Origin of the sequence: Synechococcus sp. CBW1107 (assembly GCF_015841355.1) — a bacterium.
In the GTDB taxonomy this organism is placed as follows: Bacteria; Cyanobacteriota; Cyanobacteriia; order PCC-6307; family Cyanobiaceae; genus Regnicoccus_A.
Genome location: NZ_CP064908.1, coordinates 3,095,775 through 3,113,454, shown reverse-complemented (window position 1 = coordinate 3,113,454; position 17,680 = coordinate 3,095,775). Strand labels below are relative to the sequence as shown.

Sequence of the window (17,680 nt, the reverse complement as noted above, 5' to 3'; positions counted from 1 at the left end):
GCTCGGAATCCAGCACCCCCGGCAGCGCATTGGAGAACAGCAGGATGCGGGCATTGGCGTAGGGCTGCAGCGCCGATGGAGGCAGGGCAGCAGGCGACTGCTCCCCCGATGCGGGTGTAGTCGTCATGGCTCAGCCCCGCGCCAGTGCAGTGGTGAACGCGCCGCCCTGGGCGCTCAGCTGCGGGTCGCGGCTCCAGTTCGCCAGGGTGGGGAGCATCAGCAGCAGGGCCTGGGCATGGCTGCCCCGTTGGCGCCGCAATGCCTGCTCGATTGAGAGTCCCTCGCCGTAGCGGGTGATGGTCTCCTCCCGCAGCAGCTCGGTGTCGTACTCGATCACGTCCGCCTTTTTGACCGGCAGGGTGCCGTCCTCCGGCAGGGCATCGGGGCCGACGGCCTTTCGGCGGGTCTCGATCGGCGCCTGCAGCTGCTCAGGGCTCAGCCCCGCCAGCTCGGTGTCGATGGCGGCGATGGCATCGAGCTCGCGGCGGGCTGTGAGGATGGCATCGGGGTAGAGCTGCTCGAGATCCGCCATGGCGTCGTTGATGGCGCGGATTGCGGCCATCTGGGTTGGGATCGAGAGGGCAACGCGAATCCCCTCCAGGTCAGCGGCCCGCCAGCGGTAGGGCGAGTCGGTCGGGGTCTGGCTCATGCGGCTGCAGGTGCGGCTGACTCCTCTTGCCTGCGATGCACCGGCGCTGAGCTCTCAGCAGCCCTGGGTTCCGGGGCTTGGCGCCCCTCCCCAGCCCTCGTGGCAGGGCTGTCATCGAGGGTCGGGCTGCTGATTGCATTGGCCGTCGCCAGGGCCAGCTGGTGCCGGAGCTCCTCCCGGCTGATCACCCCCTTGTCGAAGAGCTCAATCCATTCCTTCACCTGGGGCTGCGGCTGGATCGGTGGGGTGAGCGGGCTGACGGTCACCTGCAAGCCGGCGCCCGGATCCAGGGGTTCACCGGTGAGGGCACACCAGTGCTGCAGGAGCGTGGAGAACAGCGACGCCTTCTGGATCGCCATCGCCTGCAGCAGGGCATAGCTCTGGCTGGCGGTGAGGCTGATCTCCATCTCGGTGCGGGCGGCGCCCCGGTTTTGGCTGGGAATGAGGGCATCGCGGCGCATGGTGTCGTCAAGGATCTGCAGCCAGGCCCGGTGCTCCGCCAAGGAGCGGGCCCGGATCTCCACGAACTCAAAGGAGGCGTCCGAGGGCAAGTCCATGCAGGTGTTCGGGCCCAGCACGACGGGGCCGGCCTGACTGTTGCCCATGGCATCGACCATTCCCTTACGGACGCCAACGGGGAGAGCAGTCCTGGAGAGCAGCTCCTCGTATTCGCTCTTGCAGCGGAAGTGGTTGAGGTACTGGTGGGCAAGGCCCAGGTGCGGCAGGTCTCCCTCCCCGAAGGCCGAGCCATCGGAGGTGTACCAGCAGGCCGGCAGGCGGTGGATGCCCTCATAGGTGGTGACCACCGGCTCATCACAGCGCCAGCCGCTGGTGGCCTGGGGGTCGGCGCAGACCGGGTGGTGGGCTAGTTGCAGGCCGGTCACGGCATCACCGGGGGTGAGCAGCGAGAGGCTGCGGTAGTGCCAGCGGTCGGGGGCGTCGGCATCGCCCAGCAGGGCGTTGATCTGCTCCGTCACAGCCCCTTCGCTGTCAGGGGGCTCGGCGCTGATTGGCCGATTCACCGGCTCGCGCCAGATGATCCGGCCCGGCAGGCCATAGGAGACAGGCAGCTCCCAGTTCAGGCAGTTCGAGCGGGGAACCAGCTGCAGCCGGGGCAGGGAGAGGCGATCACCGCGGCGCAGGGCCTCCTGACGGTCCCCCTCGCTGGGCCAGCTGTGCTCGGGTGGCAGCACCAGCACCAGAGCGGCGCCGTCCCGCAGCACCAGCAGGTCGGCCGCCGCCAGGAACACACCCAGGTCCGTGCCCCGACCATCCACGTCAGTTAGCACTGAGGTCAGGCTTGCCGGAAGGCTGATCCAGCTGCCCCGGCTGAGCATGCCGGCATACGTGCGCAGGGCGTCGCGGAAGAAGCCCGAGGGACGGGCGGCATCGAGACGCTTGCGGTAAGCGGTGTCCGGTTCACGCTCGCCCTTGGGGAGGTAGTGCTCCTTGCGGCTGCTGCCGTCAGGGGCGGCGAGCAGGGCCCAGCAGTCGGCGGTGATCTGCAGGGAGGGCTGCAGGGCGGTCAGGGTGGGGTGCTGTCGCCATGGCATGAATCCCGCAAAGAGAAAGCTGTTCTCGACGATGGCCACAGAAGTCATTAAGCCACTTGCCTCTATTGCCAAAACCTTGGCCATGACCAATGCGACACAAAACGCAGGTTGCGTTTGTATAGTTTCTCCGAGGCAAGAAGACTACAAGAAAAGTCTCCAGAGGTTGCTGATTAGATGAACTCAATTCTTGCGAGGCTCTTCGCTGGCATCCCAAGCGCGCCCGATGCATTAAGTTTGATTTGGCTGGCCAATTGACGGCACCAGCCACAGAGCGACTCCCAGGCCTTCCACCACGCGGGAGGCGAGGTCGGAGGACCTACCACCTGGGGCAACCCTCCGGGTGGTGGCTGGGTGTCGCCTCGTAGCCCTAGGCTTTCCTCCTCCAACCATCCAGGTCCCAGGAAGTGACTTCAGTTGTCTCATGGGTCGGGGTTGACTCAAGAGGCCCTGCCTCCATTTATATAGCGAGCGATAGTCGTATTTCTTGGGGAGAAGCCGCTACCTGGGATCATGGTCGCAAGGTTTTTGCCTGCAACTCAACTCCAGAGATTTTTGGGTATGCAGGCGTTGCGCTTTTTCCTTCAATATTTTTATCGCAGCTAACAGAAATTATCTCCAGCAAAGCTCTTGGGAATCTGCGCGACCCCGCGTCGAGGGTTTGTCAGATCCTGGATTGTGCAAGGAGCAGCCACGACTCTTTTCCTGGAGAAGTCCCCGATAGACGATCGTTCAATATTCTGTACTGCTGTCGAGTCGGCATGAATATGGACTCGCGCTTTTATGCATATCTGATTGCTTATGACTCAGCGACCTCTTGCTGGACTTCACAAGAGTTACCGCTTCCCAGCGTTTCGGGCCTAATTCATGCCGAGGGATCGGGAGCCAACACAGTCCGCGAACATATTGAACGCTGGAAAAAGTCTGAGCAAGGTGGAACAAGCAGAGCGATTTTCAGCGGATTTTGCGATTCGCTGCGCTCATCTGGTGACCCATTGTCAGGAGGGGCGCCTCAGCTTGTAGGCATTAAGAGGTCTTTTGCGGCTGCGCACTATGGAGTTATCTGGAATGAATCGCTTCACCAGCTTGGTCTTAGACTGCCAAGTCAAATGGGAGATGGCTCTGAAAGCGAGTGGATGAATGAGCTTTTTGAGCGATGCGACTTCACAACACTGAAGCCACTTAGCGGCGCGCAAAGACATTTCAGGCCTAAGTCTCTATAGTCCTTTAGTCCTCTTGCTCCGCGTCGGATTGCTCTATGGCTTGTGCAGTGGCGATCCATGTTCTAACTTTCTTTGTTTAATGCTGTCAGCATTGGAACTTTTGCGAAGGGCCGCCCTTTGCCATCTTGCTTGATTCGTGCGATGCTTTTATTCACAGTCGCCTGAGTTGCCGTCGAATACATCGAAAGCCAAGACTCTCTGGTTGCATGCTGTTTTTATTTCTCTCCACCGAGACATGCTGATTGCTATGAGCTCGGGAATGTGGTCTTCATCGGCCCCCAGTCGCATCAGCTTCTGCCCCCTGGCATACAGCTCCCGCCAGGAGGCCGGCACCTTGATCAAGAAGCCCTTGTCCCTGAGGTAGTGATACACCTCCCCATTGGCATAGGTGCGGGCATAGGGCCGAAAGGCTCCCCGCTCTGGTGAATAGCGACGGGCAGCCTGAATGATGCCGAGCATGGCAATCTGCTCCAGGTCTTCTTTCGGGTGGCCGGTGCGGCGGGAGATGTTGCCGGCCACGGTGGCGGCTATGTCGCGGTGCTGAAGCGCCAGAGCGTTGGCCTTGGCGTGAGGATTCACAGGCCGATGGCGCCGCGGCTTGGCCGGGAAGGCGATCACCAGCTGAACGGCATCGCCCTGGTGCTGGGGGCGCGGCCGCGGTCGAGGACCGATCCGAACGCGCTGGGTACTGCTGGGCCGCGGCAGACACGTCGCCACCACCGGCGGCCGCAGTGGCAGATCCAGCTGGCCGACCGTTCCGCGGCAGGAGGGCGTTCGCAGGGGTCGGGCGATGGCGTCGGTCATGGCTCAGCGGCTGAACACCATCGGCACCGGCGAGCTGCCGTAGCCCCGACCCCGCCAGAACTGGGCCTCGATCCAGAGCACCCCCTGGCAGAAGGCATCCACCTGGTCATCCACCCCGCCCCGGGGCGAGAAGGCCAGCAGCTCTTCCACCAGGGAGTCGGCCTTGCGGGCAAAGCGCACCTGGCCCGCCTCCACCAAGGGGGCCACGGCATGGGCACGGGAGGCCTTGCTGCCCCTGGGCGGGATGGCGATCAAGCCCGGCAGCTGGCGTTTGAGCAGCTGGCAGACCGCCGGGCCGTTCGCCGCGTCCTCGATCAGCACGGCATTGGGCCGCAGGCCCTGACGCTCCAGCGACGCGAGTGAGGCCAGTAGGAACTTGATCACCCCCGGCAGATCGAGCCGCTGCCGGTGGGCCCAAAGCGCCTCGATCTGCAGTTCCGCCCATGGGTCTGGGCTGCACGCAGGGGGGTGAGTGGTATTCACACCCCTGGAGGCCCCATGAGCTCCGGCGGCATTGGCAGCCAGAGCCAGTCCCTGTCGCCGCGCATCCAACGCCGGATGCCGCTGCGGTTCCAGCAGGCCGAGCAGGGCAAAGCCGCAAGCGTCGTTCTCCTTGCCGTCCTTGAAGCTCAGGTCACAGCTCAGCACCAGCGGCGCAAAGCGGCGGGGGTGACCCGGGGCGATTGGCAGCGGTGGCTGAATCCAGCCCTTGCGGAACAGCAGGCCCTCCGCCGGGCTTGGCCGTTGCTGGTAGAGGGCGTTCCACCAGTAGGACCCCAGGCGGGTGCGGATGCGCTGGAGGACTGCCAGCGGCACCCGCTCGGGGCAGAGCGGTTCGCCCGGCTGGCGCCAGTCGGGGACTTTCGTGCAGGTATGCGGAATCTGCATCGAAATCGCCTCCGGCTCAGCGAACGCCGGCAGGTTAAGCACCGTCCAGTGCTCCGGGTTTTCCTGGCTCTCCTGCTCGAGCAGCCAGGCGGTCATGTCGTGATGGTCCCAGCGGGTCTGCACCACCACCTGCGCCGCCGGGAGCAGAGCGCCTTCTGCCGTCAGGCCCGGTTCGGCCCGTGTGAACCAGACACTCTTGAGCCAGTCGATCAGCCGTTCGCGCTGCAGGGCCGACTTGGCGTCCTCTGGCCCCTTGTAGGGGTCATCGATGATCCCGAGGTTGTAGCCCTTGCCCGTGAACGGCCCCCTCACGCCGGCGGCGATGCAGCCGCCCCGCTGGGGCGTGAGCCAGTTGCCCACGGCAGCGGAATCCTTGGAGAGGGCGTGGCCAGTGATTCGGTAGTAGTGGCGAGCTTCCCTGGAGTGGGCATAGGCCAGCTCACCGGAGTAGCTGGCGATGGCGCAGAACAGCTCCGGGTGGCGGCTCACCCAGTAGGCGGGGAACAGCCGCGAAACCAGCACGGATTTACCTGCCCGTGGCGGACAGCAGACGATCAGCCGGGTCAGAGCACCATCGGCCACCTGCTGGAGCAGTTCGATCAGTACCTCCGAGAAGCGCGAGCGCTGGAAGCTCGGAAAGGCACGTCCGATGAATCCATCGAACGACAGCTCAGCGGCGGTCGTTGTCGCCCGGTCGGGATCGGGAGCACCGAGCAGACCCCAGTCCGCCCAGCGGTCGGTGACGGGGTCCAGCAGCAGGCCACCGTCGCTGGGGACGATGGCCATGGGCCTGCCAATGGAGGCGATGCGGCCCATCAGCTTTTCGCCTCGGGTGGCTTGATCGGCGCCCGCAGCAGCCCGCCGATCTCCGCGATCACACGGAAGGCACCGACGGCAGCAGAAAACTGCTCGGCATCCATCGCCCGGCGGGCGCAGTCATTCAGCGCGAAAATCTGTTCGGCCTGGTGCCGGCGCCGGTCGGAGATCAGCTCCTCCACCATGCGCATCCGTGCCAGGTCGAGATAGCGATTGACCGTCTTGACGTTGCTCACCCCCCAGCTTTCGCCCGCTTTTGCCCTGATCTCCAGCAGCGGCAACCGTTGTGCAATCCACAGCTGGGCCTCTGCAATCCGCCGTTCCACCTCCCCGGCAGTGGCCCTGGGGGTCTGGGCGTGATGGGGCGCCCGCCGCGGCGGATTGGTCTGACTGATCGGGCGGCTCGGATCCACCGCTACCGGCGCCCACAGCGACTCACCATCGGCGTCCTGCTGATCGGGCGCTGATCGCAGCTCCTCCACCGGATCAGCTGCGGCCTGGTTGGCAGCGCGCAACGGCATCAGCTCAGAACGGCAGGGGCTGGGTCTTCGGGGGGCGGATCGTCCAGAAGGGGTTGCCGCGCTTCTCGGTGGCACTGCCCTGCTGAATCGCTGCTTCCTTGGCGGCCTTGAGCTGTTTCTCGATCTGCTGCACCGCCGCCGGGAAGTCGTAGGTCAACCGGCCCGGGCTGTGGGAGAAGGACCAGTCGTTGTGGGAGAAGGACGGATCCAAGTGGCCGCTGGCCATCGCCGTGTTGAGGGCCTCCAACAGCGGCTCAAGCTGCTGCTCCAGTTCCTTCTGCTGGGCCTTGAGCGCGGTGACCGCGTCCAGCAGGGCGTCGAGATCAGCGTCAGCAGCCGCATCAGCGGCTGGCGCCGGGGGAGCAGCAAGCAGGAGGTCCGCCATCGAGGAGCACCAGAACACTTGCCCGGACGATTCCGAGCCCGCTCAATCTAGCGGCCAGCATCTGCTAGCCAATGTGCTTAGTCGGCTTGCATCGATCCTGGCGCTCAGAAGGGTCTCCGAGCCACGCAGTAGCTGCTCCAGGCCGCGGCCCAGGCCGCCAGGCACTGCTCACGGCTGTAGAAGGTGCTGCAGGAGGCTGCACCGGGTTTGCTCCAGATCGTCTGGCCCAGCTCGTAGTGGTTCCCCTGGGCCGCCTCCAGCACCATGTAGCCGCCGAGCTGGGCGGCAGTGGAATAGGGCCGGCCGTGGGCCGAGAGGGTCTTGAGGTCGTAGAGCACCCGCACCTCGCGTCCCCGCCGCTCGCTCAGTGCCGGTGAGACGTAGGCGCCATCGAAGGCCCCGGCCACGTTGCGGGCCAGGCAGCAGGTGAGCCGCTCGCTGGCGATCACCTGCACCTCATCCCAGAGCGGCAGCTGCAGCAGCGGCAGGATCCAGTCCCGGTACTGGTGATGGCCGCTCAGGGTCTCGGCTTCCAGCAGGGCTTCGCTGGCGTTCTTGCCCACCAGGAAGCGGGCTTGGCTGTAGCGCTCCAGGGCGGCATGCACCGTGGTGCCGCGCGGCTCCCAGATCGGTCGCTTGGCTTCGATCGATCGCTTGGCGGTGTCGCTCAGGCCATGGGCCAGCACGCCGGTGATTGACACCGGGAACAGGTGCTCGCCCAGCCAGTAGCGGTGGGCTTCCTCATCCCTCCAGAGACCGGGGATGGGCTCCAGCCAGGTCGATGTGGTGGTCTGCATGGCCGTTTCAGGTGTGACGCGCTGTGACGGAGGGCGTCACAGCCGAGATCGGTTGCTGGCAGAGGCTTCTGGCGGCGCCTGTAACGATGTAACCCTTTTTCAGATATAGAAGCATTAGCAAGCAGCCGTGTCTGGTTGAGCAGGTGTGCATTTGTCTTTGAATTCATAAGGGGCTCTCTATGCTCCCTGGAGCGTTACATCGTTACGGAGACCCAGATCGCTTGCGGGGCAGGCGATCTGGACGTTACCGCTGCTGTTATGTCTGGCCGTTTTGTGACGGCTGCTGGTTACAGCACGCTCAGGGGAATGGCGACCGAACGGCTGACCATGCCGGCGCCACAGAAGCGCACCGGTCCGGCCCGTTGCGCACCGCTCAGGCGCAGCAGCACCACCGACCAGCTGTTCTGCCAGGCGGTATCGGCGAGGAACTGCTCGATCGCCTTGGCGGTGTTGCTCACCAGCAGGCGCTCCTGATCCACCCGCAGGCCATGGCGCCCCAGGGTCTGGGCTGCCAGGCCAGGGCTCACGTCGATGCAGCTGCTGTGGCAGGCGGCCAGCTCCACCAGTTCACCGATGGTGCGGGTGACGGGCTTGTCGTCGGTCTCCACCCGCACCTGCCGCTGCAGGATCGTCTGGATGCAGCGGGCCTCGTCGGGGATTTCGGTGCTCTGGCTGTAGCTGTCCCAGTTGTGGACCTCAATGCACTCCTCGGCCTCCTTCTGGCTGGGAACTGCATCGCTGAGTAGCGACCAGGCGCCGGCCATCAAGGTGCCGTACTGATCGCCCAGGCGCTGGGAATCGAAGTGGCGGGCGGCAGCCGCGGAGAAGACCACGACCGACTGGCGGATCACCGGGATCAGCGTCACGGTGCGGGCGATCAAGCGCCGCGCCAACTGCGGGGTGATGTAGCGCTCAAGATCCCGATCGAGGCTCTGCCAGTGGGCCTCGCGCTCCTCCTGGCCCATCTCGGTGGGGCTGCGCAGGGTGAGCTGGGCAAAGCGGCTCTTGTCGGCTCCCTGTTTGAGGGCGGTGGCGATCGAGGACATCAGGAACATCGAGCGCACCCGGTAGCGGCTGACATCGCCGCTGGGGGAACCCTTGAGCATCTCGGCGCTGCTCTCGCTGCTGGCCACCCGCGCCAGAGAGAGGATCGCCTGCATCCGCTGCTGGTCGCCCCTCTCGTTGCTCTCCGCCTCATCAAAGACCACCGGCACGGCGTCCGAGCAGATGGTCTGGCGCAAGCCGGCCTCTGTCGTGGCGCCCGACACCGGCAGGCGCAGGTCGCCGAGCAGCGGCACCACGAAGCGATCGAGAATCTGGCTCTTGCCCGAGCCGGCACCGGCGGTGAGCCAGAGGTGGGGCCGCCAGCGCAGGGCACCGCAGATCGGAGCCAGCACCACCCAGCCCTGCAGGAGGGTGCCGGAGGCGGGCACCTCCCAGCGGAAGCGGTTGGCGATGCTGACGATCACCGCCGCCTCCTCCACGGTTAGGGGCTTGACGCCGCAGGGCCCCTCCTGGCGTTCGAGGCGCTGGTAGATGTGCCGCGAGCTGAACGGTTTGGTGATCGGGTGCTCCCCCTCGGGGGTGATCAGACGATCGCCGAGGTGCAGCACGGTGCGGCCCTCATCCCACCAGGCGCCGCGGCCGCGAATGCGCTCCACCGCAAAGATCCCCATCGCGGCGCAGCTCTTGTGCAGATCGCTGGCCGCGGCCGGCCAGTTCACACCGGTGCGGCTGGGGTAGAGGGTCTCCCAGTACTCCAGTGGTGCCAGGGCCACCAGATGGGTGGCGGTGTGGCAGCCGCGGGGCAGGCGGATCACCTGACCGGTGCTGGCGGGTTGGTAGAAGTTCGCATCCGCATCGAAGCCCAGGCAGAGGAAGGGCGCTGCCGGCCTGGGTGCCGCCGCCGCTGCCGGGGCGTGGTCGCTGCCATCGGTAGCGGTGGGTGGGGGCGTCCATGGCTGGGCTGCTTTCGCCAGCTGCCGCGCGGCCTGCCGGGGCGTCCAGTCGGCATCAGCCAGGTCCCAGCCCTGGGGCAGATCCGCCGGCAGGGCCACCAGTTGCAGCTGGCAGTCGAGGGGATGCAGCAGGGCGGCCAGGCTCTCCATGGCCGCCACCCCGGCAGCATCGGCATCGGGCCAGAGCGTCACCGAACGGCCAGCCAACGGCGTCCAGTCCGCCTTGGCGATCGCCTTGGAGCCATTGGCCCAGCTCAGCACCACGTGCTGGGGGAACAGCCGAGCGGCCGCATCGGCCGTGCCCTCCCCCTCCACCACCAGCACCGGCGCTTCTGGTCGTTGGCCCAGGCCCGGCAGGCCGTAGAGCGGACGCGGTGCCGGCCAGTCGCAGGTGAAGGCGTCGCGGCGGCTTGGGCGATGCCAGTCGCCATCCAGCCAGACACGATGCAGGAAGGCCTTGCCGCCGCTGCGCAGCCGGATCCGCTGGATCCAAAACAGCACCTCACCAGCCGCGTTCCGGTAGGCCCACTGGGCGGTGGCCCCGCGGTTCATCGGCGGCGGCGGCGCATCGGCAGGGGGCTTCTCGGGCATGCGCCAGGGCTTGCCATTGCGGCCGGAGCCCTGGCCGCAACCAGTGTTCTGCCCATCAGGCACCAGGCCAAGGAAGGCCTCCACCTGCCGGGCGGCCTCCACAAAGCTCCAGCCCTGCCGGCGCATCAGCAGGTCCATGCCGGAGCCGGCGCCACCGCGCTGGTCCTTGCCGCCGCATTGGTTGCAGAACCAGGAGCCGCTGCCGTCCTTGTCGTCAAAGCGGTAGCGATCCGTCCCGCCGCAAAGTGGACAGGGCTGATGGCGATCCCTTAGCTCCGCTTCGCTCAGCCCGGCCAGGGCAGCAAGGATCTCCGGCCAGCGGCCCCGGGCCGCAGCAATGGCATCGGCCATGGGATGTGGCTCACCATCCCTGGCTGAAAACCGCCTGGTTCCCCGTAGACCCGCGATCAGGCGCGGGCACCAGGGTCTCACGGTGGATCACAGCGTCGAGCACCTGCCGCAGGGCGGCTGAGCGGCTGAGGGAGCCGTGCCGACGGCGTGCATCAAGCCAGGCCAGTTGCTCTTGGGTGATCGAGACACTCACCGGCAGGGCGTAGTCGGACATGGGGTCTCTGCTCGTGAACTACAGCCTAATACCTTGGGCCAGCTCTCGCTAGGCTGAGCCACAGAGGGCCAGTGGCTAGCGACTGTCCTGATTGCCTGTGAACCTTGTGGCTCCGATCGTCCTGCGCGACTACCAGCAGCAGCTGCTGGCCGACCTCCGCGCCGCCCTCAAAGTCCACCGGCGGGTCTGCGCCGTGATGCCCACCGGTGCCGGCAAGGGCCAGACCATCGGCGCCATCGTCCAGGGCGCTGCCAGCAAGGGCCGGCGGGTGCTGGTGCTGGCCCACCGGGCCGAGCTGATCGAGCAGCTCACCGGCACTGTGCGGGCCTGGGGGCTGGAGCCCGACGTGGTCTCCCCCGGCATGCGGCTACAGGGCCGCCAGGTGGCGGTGGGCTCGGTGCAGACCGTGGCCCGGCGGCTGGAGCAGCTGCCGCCGCCGGATCTGATCATTCAGGACGAGGCCCACCACCTGGTGGCCGGCAACGTCTGGGGCCGGATCATCGAGGCCTGGCCAGGCGCCCACCTGATCGGCAAAACCGCCACCCCGGAGCGTCTCGACGGCAAGGGGCTGGGCGTGGAAGCGGGCGGCTACTTCGAGGCCCTGGTGCTGGGTCCCTCAGCGGCCTGGCTGGTGGAGCAGGGCTGGCTGGCCAGGCCGCGGGTCTTCTCCTGGCCTGGAGCCAGGAACAGCAAACTCAGGCGCCGCATGGGCGAGTTCGACCTGGAGCAGGCGGCCCAGGCCTTTGGCGATCGTGCCTCCATCGGCGATGCGGTATCCCACTACCGCCGTCGACTGCACCAGGGTACGGCGATCTGCTTCTGCTGCACCATCGAGCACGCCGAGCAGATGGCCGATGCCTTCCGCGCTGCGGGAATCCGGGCCGCGTCGGTGAGCGGCGGCACGCCGGCCGAGGAGCGCAAACGCCTGATCACCGGGCTCGGCACCGGCAAGGTGGAGGTGCTCACCAGTTGCATGATCATTTCCGAGGGCACTGACATCCCCTCAGTCGGCGGCGCAATCCTGATGCGGCCCACCGCTTCCTTGGGCCTCTATCTGCAGATGGTTGGCCGGGCCTTGCGTCCCGCGCCAGGGAAGAGCGAGGCGGTGATCCTTGATCACGTCGGCAATGCCCATCGCCATGGCCTGCCCACCGATGAGCGCGAGTGGAACCTGGCCGGCCGCAGGCGCCGCGAAGGAGTCTCGATCCCGATCAAAGACTGCCCGGTCTGCTTCTGCAGCTGCCCCAGCGCTGCACAGGTCTGCCCGGACTGCGGCCATCTGTTTCTGGCCGACGAGCGCGATGAACAGCGGCGCGGGCTCCAGCAGCTTGATGGCGAGCTGGTTGAGATCAGCGGCTCGGCGCACCACCGGCCCAGGGCCAAGCAGCAGCGGCCCCAGCGCAGACACCCAGCAGCTGGCTGCCGCACCTTCGAGCAGCTGCTGCAGCGCGAGCAGGAGCGCGGATATAAGCCGGGCTGGGCCAGGCACGTCTGGACTGCTCGGCAACGGGCTGGCTAGCCATGACTCCGTTATTCGCACGAAGGATGACGGCCATTGATCTGGCGACGATTAGCCTGTATGGGCGAAACAATTACAACAATGGAATCTGACGGTTCTCTGAGTGTTGAGCGTGAGCGACTGAGGCTGGGCAAATACACATCCTGGGCAGCAGACCTTAGTGCTGATGAGCTCTTGGCGCTGCTATGGATGGTTGGTGAGTACGGAATCAGGTCCTCGGCCGCAAGCGAAGATCCATCCATTGGATGCGATGTCAGACGAGAAGTGGGGCGGCGTGCTCTGGTCAGCTTTGTTCACCACCGGCCCATTTCGCTGGAAGAAGCTAAACGTCAGATCCGCCAAGGTCTTAGGCCTGAGTGAAGAGCTGGTCAACAGGGAATCACCAGCGTCCCGCTGGACTGAATGAAGAGGCCCTCTCAGGCCGCGTCAGGCAAGAGGAGGCATGGCCTCCTCCCCCAGCGAACATGAGATCCAGCAGAGCATCCGCCTGGCCTGTGGCCGTGGGCCGGTGCGGCTCTGGCGAAACAACACCGGCGCCCTGGTCGACCAGCAGGGGCGCTTCGTGCGCTTTGGGCTTTGCAAGGGCAGCAGCGACCTGATCGGTCTGCGCTCGCTGGAGATCACGCCAGAGCTGGTCGGCCAGCGGCTCGCCCAGTTCGTTGCCCTGGAAATCAAGACGGGCTCCGGAACAGTCAGCCCTGAGCAGCGGGCCTATCTGCGACTGGTGCAGCAGCTGGGCGGGGTGGGGGCGGTCTGCCGCTCGATTGCACAGGCCCAGGCGGTCCTGGCCCTGGATCCCATGGACTGGTCGGGCCAATGAACAGGCCCGAACTCCGCAGGCAGCTGCAGGCCCTGGCCCGCCGCCATCCAGGCATCCACCCCTACACGCTGGCCCTGCGCTTCCAGGCCCAGACGGGCCGGATTCTCACCGGCCAACAGGTCAAACAGCTCTTAGCCGAGCCAGGGAACCACCGAAAGCAGCCTGCCAAGCTGTAACAAGCTCTGGCTTGCAGTGCCAAGGAACGCTTAGGATTGGGCTATGGCACAAGCAAAAAAGCCCGTCAAGCGCACCTACCAGGCCGTCCTGGACTGGCAGGACGAGTCCCGCAGATCCTTCGGGAAGATGCTGCTTAACTGGCGGCGCCGTAACGGATGGACCCAGTACACCGCCTGCGAGTGGGGCACGGAAGCCGAGTTTGAGGTGATCTCCTACGGGAACCTCTCGGTGATCGAGCAGGGCAAGGCCGGTGAGCTGCGGCAGAAGGCCTTCTTCCAGCTGGAAGAAATCAACCGCCGCCTTGATGAACCGGCCAAAAAGCTTGAGGGAGTGAAGAGCCAGCGCCTGAAGGAGCAGTTGAGAGACGCCGAGCCCCTGCGAGGGGATGACGGCAAGCTCTGGGATGCCGTCGATTTCTGGAGCTGCTACATCGGCTATGCGCCGGTGCCCAGGTCCTATCAGGCAGCGCCCGCGCCGACTCTGACCCCCAAGCGCGCCGAGGAGATCTGTCAGAAGTGGCGCCAGCACGTGCGCCGCGTCATCAAGGAAGGCGGTCTCGACGTGACCCAGGCCCTGGAGCAGCTGGTCATGGGTGCACCGAAGGAGCACCAGAAGCGTTTCTCAGAGGTGCTGGCCATCGACGACTACAGCTCGGTTGAGCTGGCTCAGCTCTGGGTGGATGGCGAGGAGTTCCTGCCCGAACAGTGGATCAGCGCCTGGGAGCAGACGGCGCTGGCCGCCTAGGAGGCCTGCCGAGACAGGGGGTCGTCCACGACCCGGGCGATTCCGAGCACAGGTCAGGGTTGCGCCTAGCGTCAGCTAGCCGCTAAGCTCAGGCCAGCGGGCACAAGCCCGGCTCTCAGTTGCCATGACTCAACCCCCCGCGCGCGCAGGCGTGCCAACCGACGTTCTTGAGCTGCTCGACGAAAAGGGCAGCGCCGAGCGCGCTCTCACCGCCGCCCTGGCCTCCTTCCAGGAACAGGTGCAGGCCGTTCCATCCCTTGATTTGGCTGCCGTGGTCGAAGCAGCCAGACCAGCCTTTGCTTCAGGCATCGCCTTCAGTGCCCAGCTGGTTGACATCCGCGGCCGCAACAAGTTGCGCGTCACCGTGATGCACGCTGGCGGTGCTGAGGTCAGCAGCGAGGAGTGGGCCGACCAGGTCGACGACTTGCTGAAGGCTTCCGGCTGGATGCTGGCCATGTTGCTGGGCATTCCTTTGACCAGACAGGCTTTGCCTGTAGAGCCTGAGAAGGAGGGGGCAAGGAGCCTCGCAATCGTCGTGCATCCTGATGCTCCGACTGGGCCTGGGCCCAGCGAGGAGGAAGGGGCTGTTCCGGCGGCTGACCTCGAAGTCGCCCTGGAGCCGCTCACGCCCCAGGAGATCGAGGCCACCCACCAGCGGATCCTCGCCCTGCCTCAGGCCGCTCGCCAGGAGCTGACCAAGGCGTTCCGCGAGCACTTCCAAGTGCCGCGCAGTGCTCGCTCCATCGGTGATCGCATCACCCAGCACCAGCACGCCGCCTTCATCGACCACTTCCTCGAGGAGTGCCAAGGGCAAGGGCTTGATGCCGATCAGTCGCCTGCAGAGCCATGAGCAGCCGGCGCCGATATGGCGAGCAGCCCCGCTCAGTGGCCGGCCGCCACTTCATCCAGACCCAGGTGCGCACTGACGTCTACCTCCGGGTCCGCGAGGTGATGGAGCGCCACAACCTCTCGGCCAGCGGAGCGGTGCACCACCTGCTGCGTGAGCGATTTGGTTTGCCGCCCCTTCCCCCGTTCGATCAACAGCCCATTTCCACCGTTCACCCCGATTCAACCCATGGCTAAGGACATTTTTCGCAGCCCCCTCGCCGAAGTGCGCTGGGCCCACTTGATCACCCCCAGGCACCAACTCGACAAGAGCAAACCCAAAGCCTGGACGGCCGATCTGCTACTCCCCAACAACGACGAGAAGGCCCAATCCTTCCTACTGGCGATGGAGGACCAGTTCATCGCTCTACACGGCAGCCGCAAGCGCCGGGCAGAGAAGGGCTTCCCCTGGAAGGCGGATAAGGAGAAGCCCAACGAGCTCACCGTGCTGCGCTTCAAGATTCCGCAGTTCCAGCGGCGCGATGGATCTCTATCCGAGGGGCCGCGAATCGTTGATGCCAGGAAGCAACCCTGGGATGGTGCCGCCATTGGCAACGGCTCGAAGGTCATCGTCGCCTTCGACATCTACGACTGGGACGGGGAAAACGGCTGCGGGATGACCTTCCAGCCGCGTGCCGTTCAGGTCGTGGAGTTCGTGCCCTACGAGCAGGTCGACCCCACCGACGGCTTCGATGAGCTCGATGGATACACGACGGGTAGTGCCGCGGAGACCGGAAGCAGTACGGGGTGGGCTGTTGATGACGACGACGAGGCCCCCTTCTGATGGCCTCGCCACACGTTCGTAGCAATGGGGCCACCGGGCCCCGTCCCAAGTTGCCTGCCTTCTGCCGGAGCCGCCGGCCGGTCGTCATGGTCACGGCCAGCAGCATCGCCAACTTGCGCCTGCTGGTCTTGCTGGGGTTGCTGTTTCAGCTCAGCACCCTGCTGCTGGTGATCACTGGGCCCGTGCCACCGCGGTTGGCGCCGGCCACCGTCACCAGCCTCTCCTGCTTCGATCCCAACCCCGATCCCAGCTCCGCCCTCAACGGGCCTGTCACCTCCTCACCGATTTCAGACCGATGAACAACAACACGTCTTCCCTCGTGCCCTTTGAGTATGAGGGCCGCCAGATCCGGGTCATCAGCGATGAACTGGGTGATCCTTGGTTTGTTGCTGCCGATCTTCTCGCCTCGCTCGCCCTCGACCGCAAGGCCTTGGAGCGGCTTGATGACGACGAGAAGGGTGTGAGTTCAATTCACACCCCTGGTGGCGAGCAGGTCATGACGATCGTGAATGAGCCAGGGATGTACAACCTGGTACTGGGCAGCCGCAAGAAGGAGGCGCACAGCTTCAAGCGCTGGGTCACTCACGAGGTGCTGCCGACAATCCGTCGGGCCGGGACCTACAGCGTGACTGGTACCGTCCCCACTCCGGCAGCTTTGCCCTCAGAGAAGCAGGACAGCGTCGGCGCTCTTCTGCTGATCGGTCAAGCCATTGCCCGGCTGCCCGGCGTGAAGGCCGGGATCGCTATGGCTGCCACCCTCAACTGCATCCAGGAAAACACCGGCCTGGCAGTTGAGACCCTGCGCCGTGCCTTGCCGGCTGCCGATGAGCCCATCTGTTCGCTGAATGCCACTCAGCTGGGTCGGAAGGTGGGCATGTCGGCCCGGGTGATGAACCAGCATCTGGCGGCATGCGGTTTGCAGAGCCGTAATGCCCGTGACGAGTGGGAGCTGACGCAACGGGGGCAGGAATGGGCCGAAGCCATGCCCTACTGCCGGCATGGCCACAGCGGGTACCAGATCCTCTGGAATCCCGCCGTGGTCAGCGTGCTCCGGGAGCTGGCCTGATGGACAACCCGACGACGCCACCCCCATCTGGGCGGCACCGGGTCTGGGTGACGACAGCAGAAGCCTGCACAGCGCTGGGCATGAGCCGCGAGACCCTCCGCCAGCTGCGGCTGCGGGGGGTGCTCACCCCGGGCAAGCACTACCGCCGCTGGGGCTGCACCCAGGGCCGGGGGCCGCTCCAGTGGCACTTAGAGAACGCGGAGGCTACCATCACCGGCTGGAGCAGGAGACATCTGCAGAGGTGATTGCTTCAAGTCGGATGGAGGCAGAGTTGTGTATAAAATTTTCGTGTAAGGTCCAGGTTGGTTCCTGACACGGTCCAAACCCTAGAAACGTTCCAGAATGCAGGCAGGCACTTCCAGTAGGCACTTCGCCGTTGGGGCAACACCCTGGCAGTGCTGGTTACGGCCTATTGCTTTCGTCCCGCCGGCCTGCGAGAAGTTACTCCGTTGGAAGCATCGTGTAGGTAGCGTTACAGTTGCTGATTAAGGTGTGTAAATGGACAACGAGCGGCACAGGAAGGTGCAGTGCAGATTCCAAGGAGCGGACCAGCGGTCGGCGGTGCACTCCATCGTGATCCAGAGAAGTGTTCTGAAGGTGGAGATCGTTCAGCAGGGCCCCACCACCTTTCTCCTTAGCTGTAGCGATCTTGAGCCGCCCATGAAGCTGTTGTGCCACATAGACGAAGCCGGGGACCGCCTTTTCATTCGCGCACCTTGCGGGGATGTGTTGGGGGTGACTTGGTTCAGTGTGTGGGAGCGGCTCACGCCGGAGAACCAACTGGCCCACGTGGTCAGCTGTGTGGCGATGCCCTGTCTGTAGGGCGATGGCGCATGTCGGCAGCGACAACGGTGCGCCGTCCGCTGTACGTCTGCAGAGGAATTCCGTCATGGACAAGGTTGTGATCGAACAGGACCATCAGACCTGGTTCGGCAAGA

At 65.3% G+C, this 17,680-nt stretch carries 18 protein-coding genes; 9 read left to right on the top strand and 9 right to left on the bottom strand.

All coding sequences use genetic code 11. The features are described from left to right. Positions 1–130 precede the first annotated feature (130 nt). The 9 genes from I1E95_RS16200 to I1E95_RS16160 form a co-directional block, all read right to left on the bottom strand. The gene (locus I1E95_RS16200) at positions 131–649 is read right to left on the bottom strand and encodes a hypothetical protein (RefSeq protein WP_197164011.1); all 519 of its coding nucleotides are present in this window, start codon (positions 647–649) and stop codon (positions 131–133) included. Continuing rightward, positions 646–2,250: a DUF4055 domain-containing protein gene (locus I1E95_RS16195; protein ID WP_231594717.1), complete on the bottom strand. Its 1,605-nt coding sequence runs from the start codon at positions 2,248–2,250 to the stop codon at positions 646–648. Before I1E95_RS16195 ends, I1E95_RS16200 begins: the two co-directional genes overlap by 4 nt. A 1,319-nt stretch (positions 2,251–3,569) precedes the next feature. Next, entirely contained in the window at positions 3,570–4,226 is a 657-nt protein-coding gene (locus I1E95_RS16190; protein WP_197164009.1) for a sigma factor, read from the bottom strand. Positions 4,227–4,229: 3 nt separating this feature from the next. Next, a complete protein-coding gene (locus I1E95_RS16185) occupies positions 4,230–5,900 on the bottom strand; it encodes a terminase (protein WP_231594716.1) in 1,671 nt (556 codons plus the stop codon). 29 nt (positions 5,901–5,929) lie between these two features. Beyond that, positions 5,930–6,451 carry a hypothetical protein gene (locus tag I1E95_RS16180; protein WP_197164005.1) on the bottom strand — a complete coding sequence of 174 codons (522 nt, stop codon included), beginning with the start codon at positions 6,449–6,451 and terminating at the stop codon, positions 5,930–5,932. Between the two features lie 4 nt (positions 6,452–6,455). Then, the gene (locus I1E95_RS16175) at positions 6,456–6,836 is read right to left on the bottom strand and encodes a hypothetical protein (RefSeq protein ID WP_197164004.1); all 381 of its coding nucleotides are present in this window, start codon (positions 6,834–6,836) and stop codon (positions 6,456–6,458) included. 104 nt (positions 6,837–6,940) lie between these two features. Then, positions 6,941–7,633, bottom strand: a complete 693-nt coding sequence (locus I1E95_RS16170; RefSeq protein WP_197164002.1) for a hypothetical protein — start codon at positions 7,631–7,633, stop codon at positions 6,941–6,943. Positions 7,634–7,920: 287 nt separating this feature from the next. Continuing rightward, positions 7,921–10,533, bottom strand: a complete 2,613-nt coding sequence (locus I1E95_RS16165) for a primase-helicase zinc-binding domain-containing protein (protein ID WP_197164000.1) — start codon at positions 10,531–10,533, stop codon at positions 7,921–7,923. A 10-nt stretch (positions 10,534–10,543) separates the two neighbouring features. Beyond that, complete coding sequence (locus I1E95_RS16160; RefSeq protein ID WP_197163998.1) at positions 10,544–10,747, bottom strand: hypothetical protein; 204 nt, start codon at positions 10,745–10,747, stop codon at positions 10,544–10,546. Between the two features lie 106 nt (positions 10,748–10,853). Between I1E95_RS16160 and I1E95_RS16155 the strand changes: the two genes are divergently transcribed. The 9 genes from I1E95_RS16155 to I1E95_RS16115 all read left to right on the top strand — a co-directional run bounded on the left by I1E95_RS16155 (position 10,854) and on the right by I1E95_RS16115 (position 16,987). After that, positions 10,854–12,266, top strand: a complete 1,413-nt coding sequence (locus tag I1E95_RS16155; RefSeq protein WP_197163997.1) for a DEAD/DEAH box helicase — start codon at positions 10,854–10,856, stop codon at positions 12,264–12,266. Between the two features lie 442 nt (positions 12,267–12,708). Next, complete coding sequence (locus I1E95_RS16150) at positions 12,709–13,086, top strand: VRR-NUC domain-containing protein (RefSeq protein WP_197163995.1); 378 nt, start codon at positions 12,709–12,711, stop codon at positions 13,084–13,086. Between the two features lie 219 nt (positions 13,087–13,305). Next, positions 13,306–14,007 (top strand): XRE family transcriptional regulator, encoded by a 702-nt coding sequence (locus tag I1E95_RS16145; RefSeq protein WP_231594715.1) that lies wholly within the window; start codon positions 13,306–13,308, stop codon positions 14,005–14,007. Positions 14,008–14,158: 151 nt separating this feature from the next. Continuing rightward, on the top strand, positions 14,159–14,857 hold the full coding sequence (locus tag I1E95_RS16140; protein ID WP_197163992.1) for a hypothetical protein: 699 nt from the start codon (positions 14,159–14,161) through the stop codon (positions 14,855–14,857). Then, positions 14,854–15,090 carry a hypothetical protein gene (locus I1E95_RS16135; RefSeq protein WP_197163991.1) on the top strand — a complete coding sequence of 79 codons (237 nt, stop codon included), beginning with the start codon at positions 14,854–14,856 and terminating at the stop codon, positions 15,088–15,090. Before I1E95_RS16140 ends, I1E95_RS16135 begins: the two co-directional genes overlap by 4 nt. After that, positions 15,083–15,676, top strand: coding sequence for a hypothetical protein (locus I1E95_RS16130; RefSeq protein WP_197163989.1), 594 nt, complete (start codon positions 15,083–15,085; stop codon positions 15,674–15,676). The genes I1E95_RS16135 and I1E95_RS16130 overlap by 8 nt, the downstream gene beginning before the upstream one ends. Continuing rightward, positions 15,676–15,975, top strand: coding sequence for a hypothetical protein (locus I1E95_RS16125; protein WP_197163987.1), 300 nt, complete (start codon positions 15,676–15,678; stop codon positions 15,973–15,975). The genes I1E95_RS16130 and I1E95_RS16125 overlap by 1 nt, the downstream gene beginning before the upstream one ends. A 20-nt stretch (positions 15,976–15,995) precedes the next feature. Then, positions 15,996–16,742, top strand: a complete 747-nt coding sequence (locus I1E95_RS16120; RefSeq protein ID WP_197163985.1) for a BRO family protein — start codon at positions 15,996–15,998, stop codon at positions 16,740–16,742. A gap of 47 nt (positions 16,743–16,789) precedes the next feature. Further along, positions 16,790–16,987: a helix-turn-helix domain-containing protein gene (locus tag I1E95_RS16115; RefSeq protein ID WP_231594714.1), complete on the top strand. Its 198-nt coding sequence runs from the start codon at positions 16,790–16,792 to the stop codon at positions 16,985–16,987. Positions 16,988–17,680 lie beyond the last annotated feature (693 nt).

Coding starts and splice junctions, on each gene's coding strand:
- I1E95_RS16200 (WP_197164011.1), bottom strand. CDS start 649: ATGAGCCAGACCCCGACCGACTCGCCCTACCGCTGGCGGGCCGCTGAC.
- I1E95_RS16195 (WP_231594717.1), bottom strand. CDS start 2,250: ATGACTTCTGTGGCCATCGTCGAGAACAGCTTTCTCTTTGCGGGATTC.
- I1E95_RS16190 (WP_197164009.1), bottom strand. CDS start 4,226: ATGACCGACGCCATCGCCCGACCCCTGCGAACGCCCTCCTGCCGCGGA.
- I1E95_RS16185 (WP_231594716.1), bottom strand. CDS start 5,900: ATGGCCATCGTCCCCAGCGACGGTGGCCTGCTGCTGGACCCCGTCACC.
- I1E95_RS16180 (WP_197164005.1), bottom strand. CDS start 6,451: ATGCCGTTGCGCGCTGCCAACCAGGCCGCAGCTGATCCGGTGGAGGAG.
- I1E95_RS16175 (WP_197164004.1), bottom strand. CDS start 6,836: ATGGCGGACCTCCTGCTTGCTGCTCCCCCGGCGCCAGCCGCTGATGCG.
- I1E95_RS16170 (WP_197164002.1), bottom strand. CDS start 7,633: ATGCAGACCACCACATCGACCTGGCTGGAGCCCATCCCCGGTCTCTGG.
- I1E95_RS16165 (WP_197164000.1), bottom strand. CDS start 10,533: ATGGCCGATGCCATTGCTGCGGCCCGGGGCCGCTGGCCGGAGATCCTT.
- I1E95_RS16160 (WP_197163998.1), bottom strand. CDS start 10,747: ATGTCCGACTACGCCCTGCCGGTGAGTGTCTCGATCACCCAAGAGCAA.
- I1E95_RS16150 (WP_197163995.1), top strand. CDS start 12,709: ATGGCCTCCTCCCCCAGCGAACATGAGATCCAGCAGAGCATCCGCCTG.
- I1E95_RS16145 (WP_231594715.1), top strand. CDS start 13,306: ATGGCACAAGCAAAAAAGCCCGTCAAGCGCACCTACCAGGCCGTCCTG.
- I1E95_RS16135 (WP_197163991.1), top strand. CDS start 14,854: ATGAGCAGCCGGCGCCGATATGGCGAGCAGCCCCGCTCAGTGGCCGGC.
- I1E95_RS16130 (WP_197163989.1), top strand. CDS start 15,083: ATGGCTAAGGACATTTTTCGCAGCCCCCTCGCCGAAGTGCGCTGGGCC.
- I1E95_RS16125 (WP_197163987.1), top strand. CDS start 15,676: ATGGCCTCGCCACACGTTCGTAGCAATGGGGCCACCGGGCCCCGTCCC.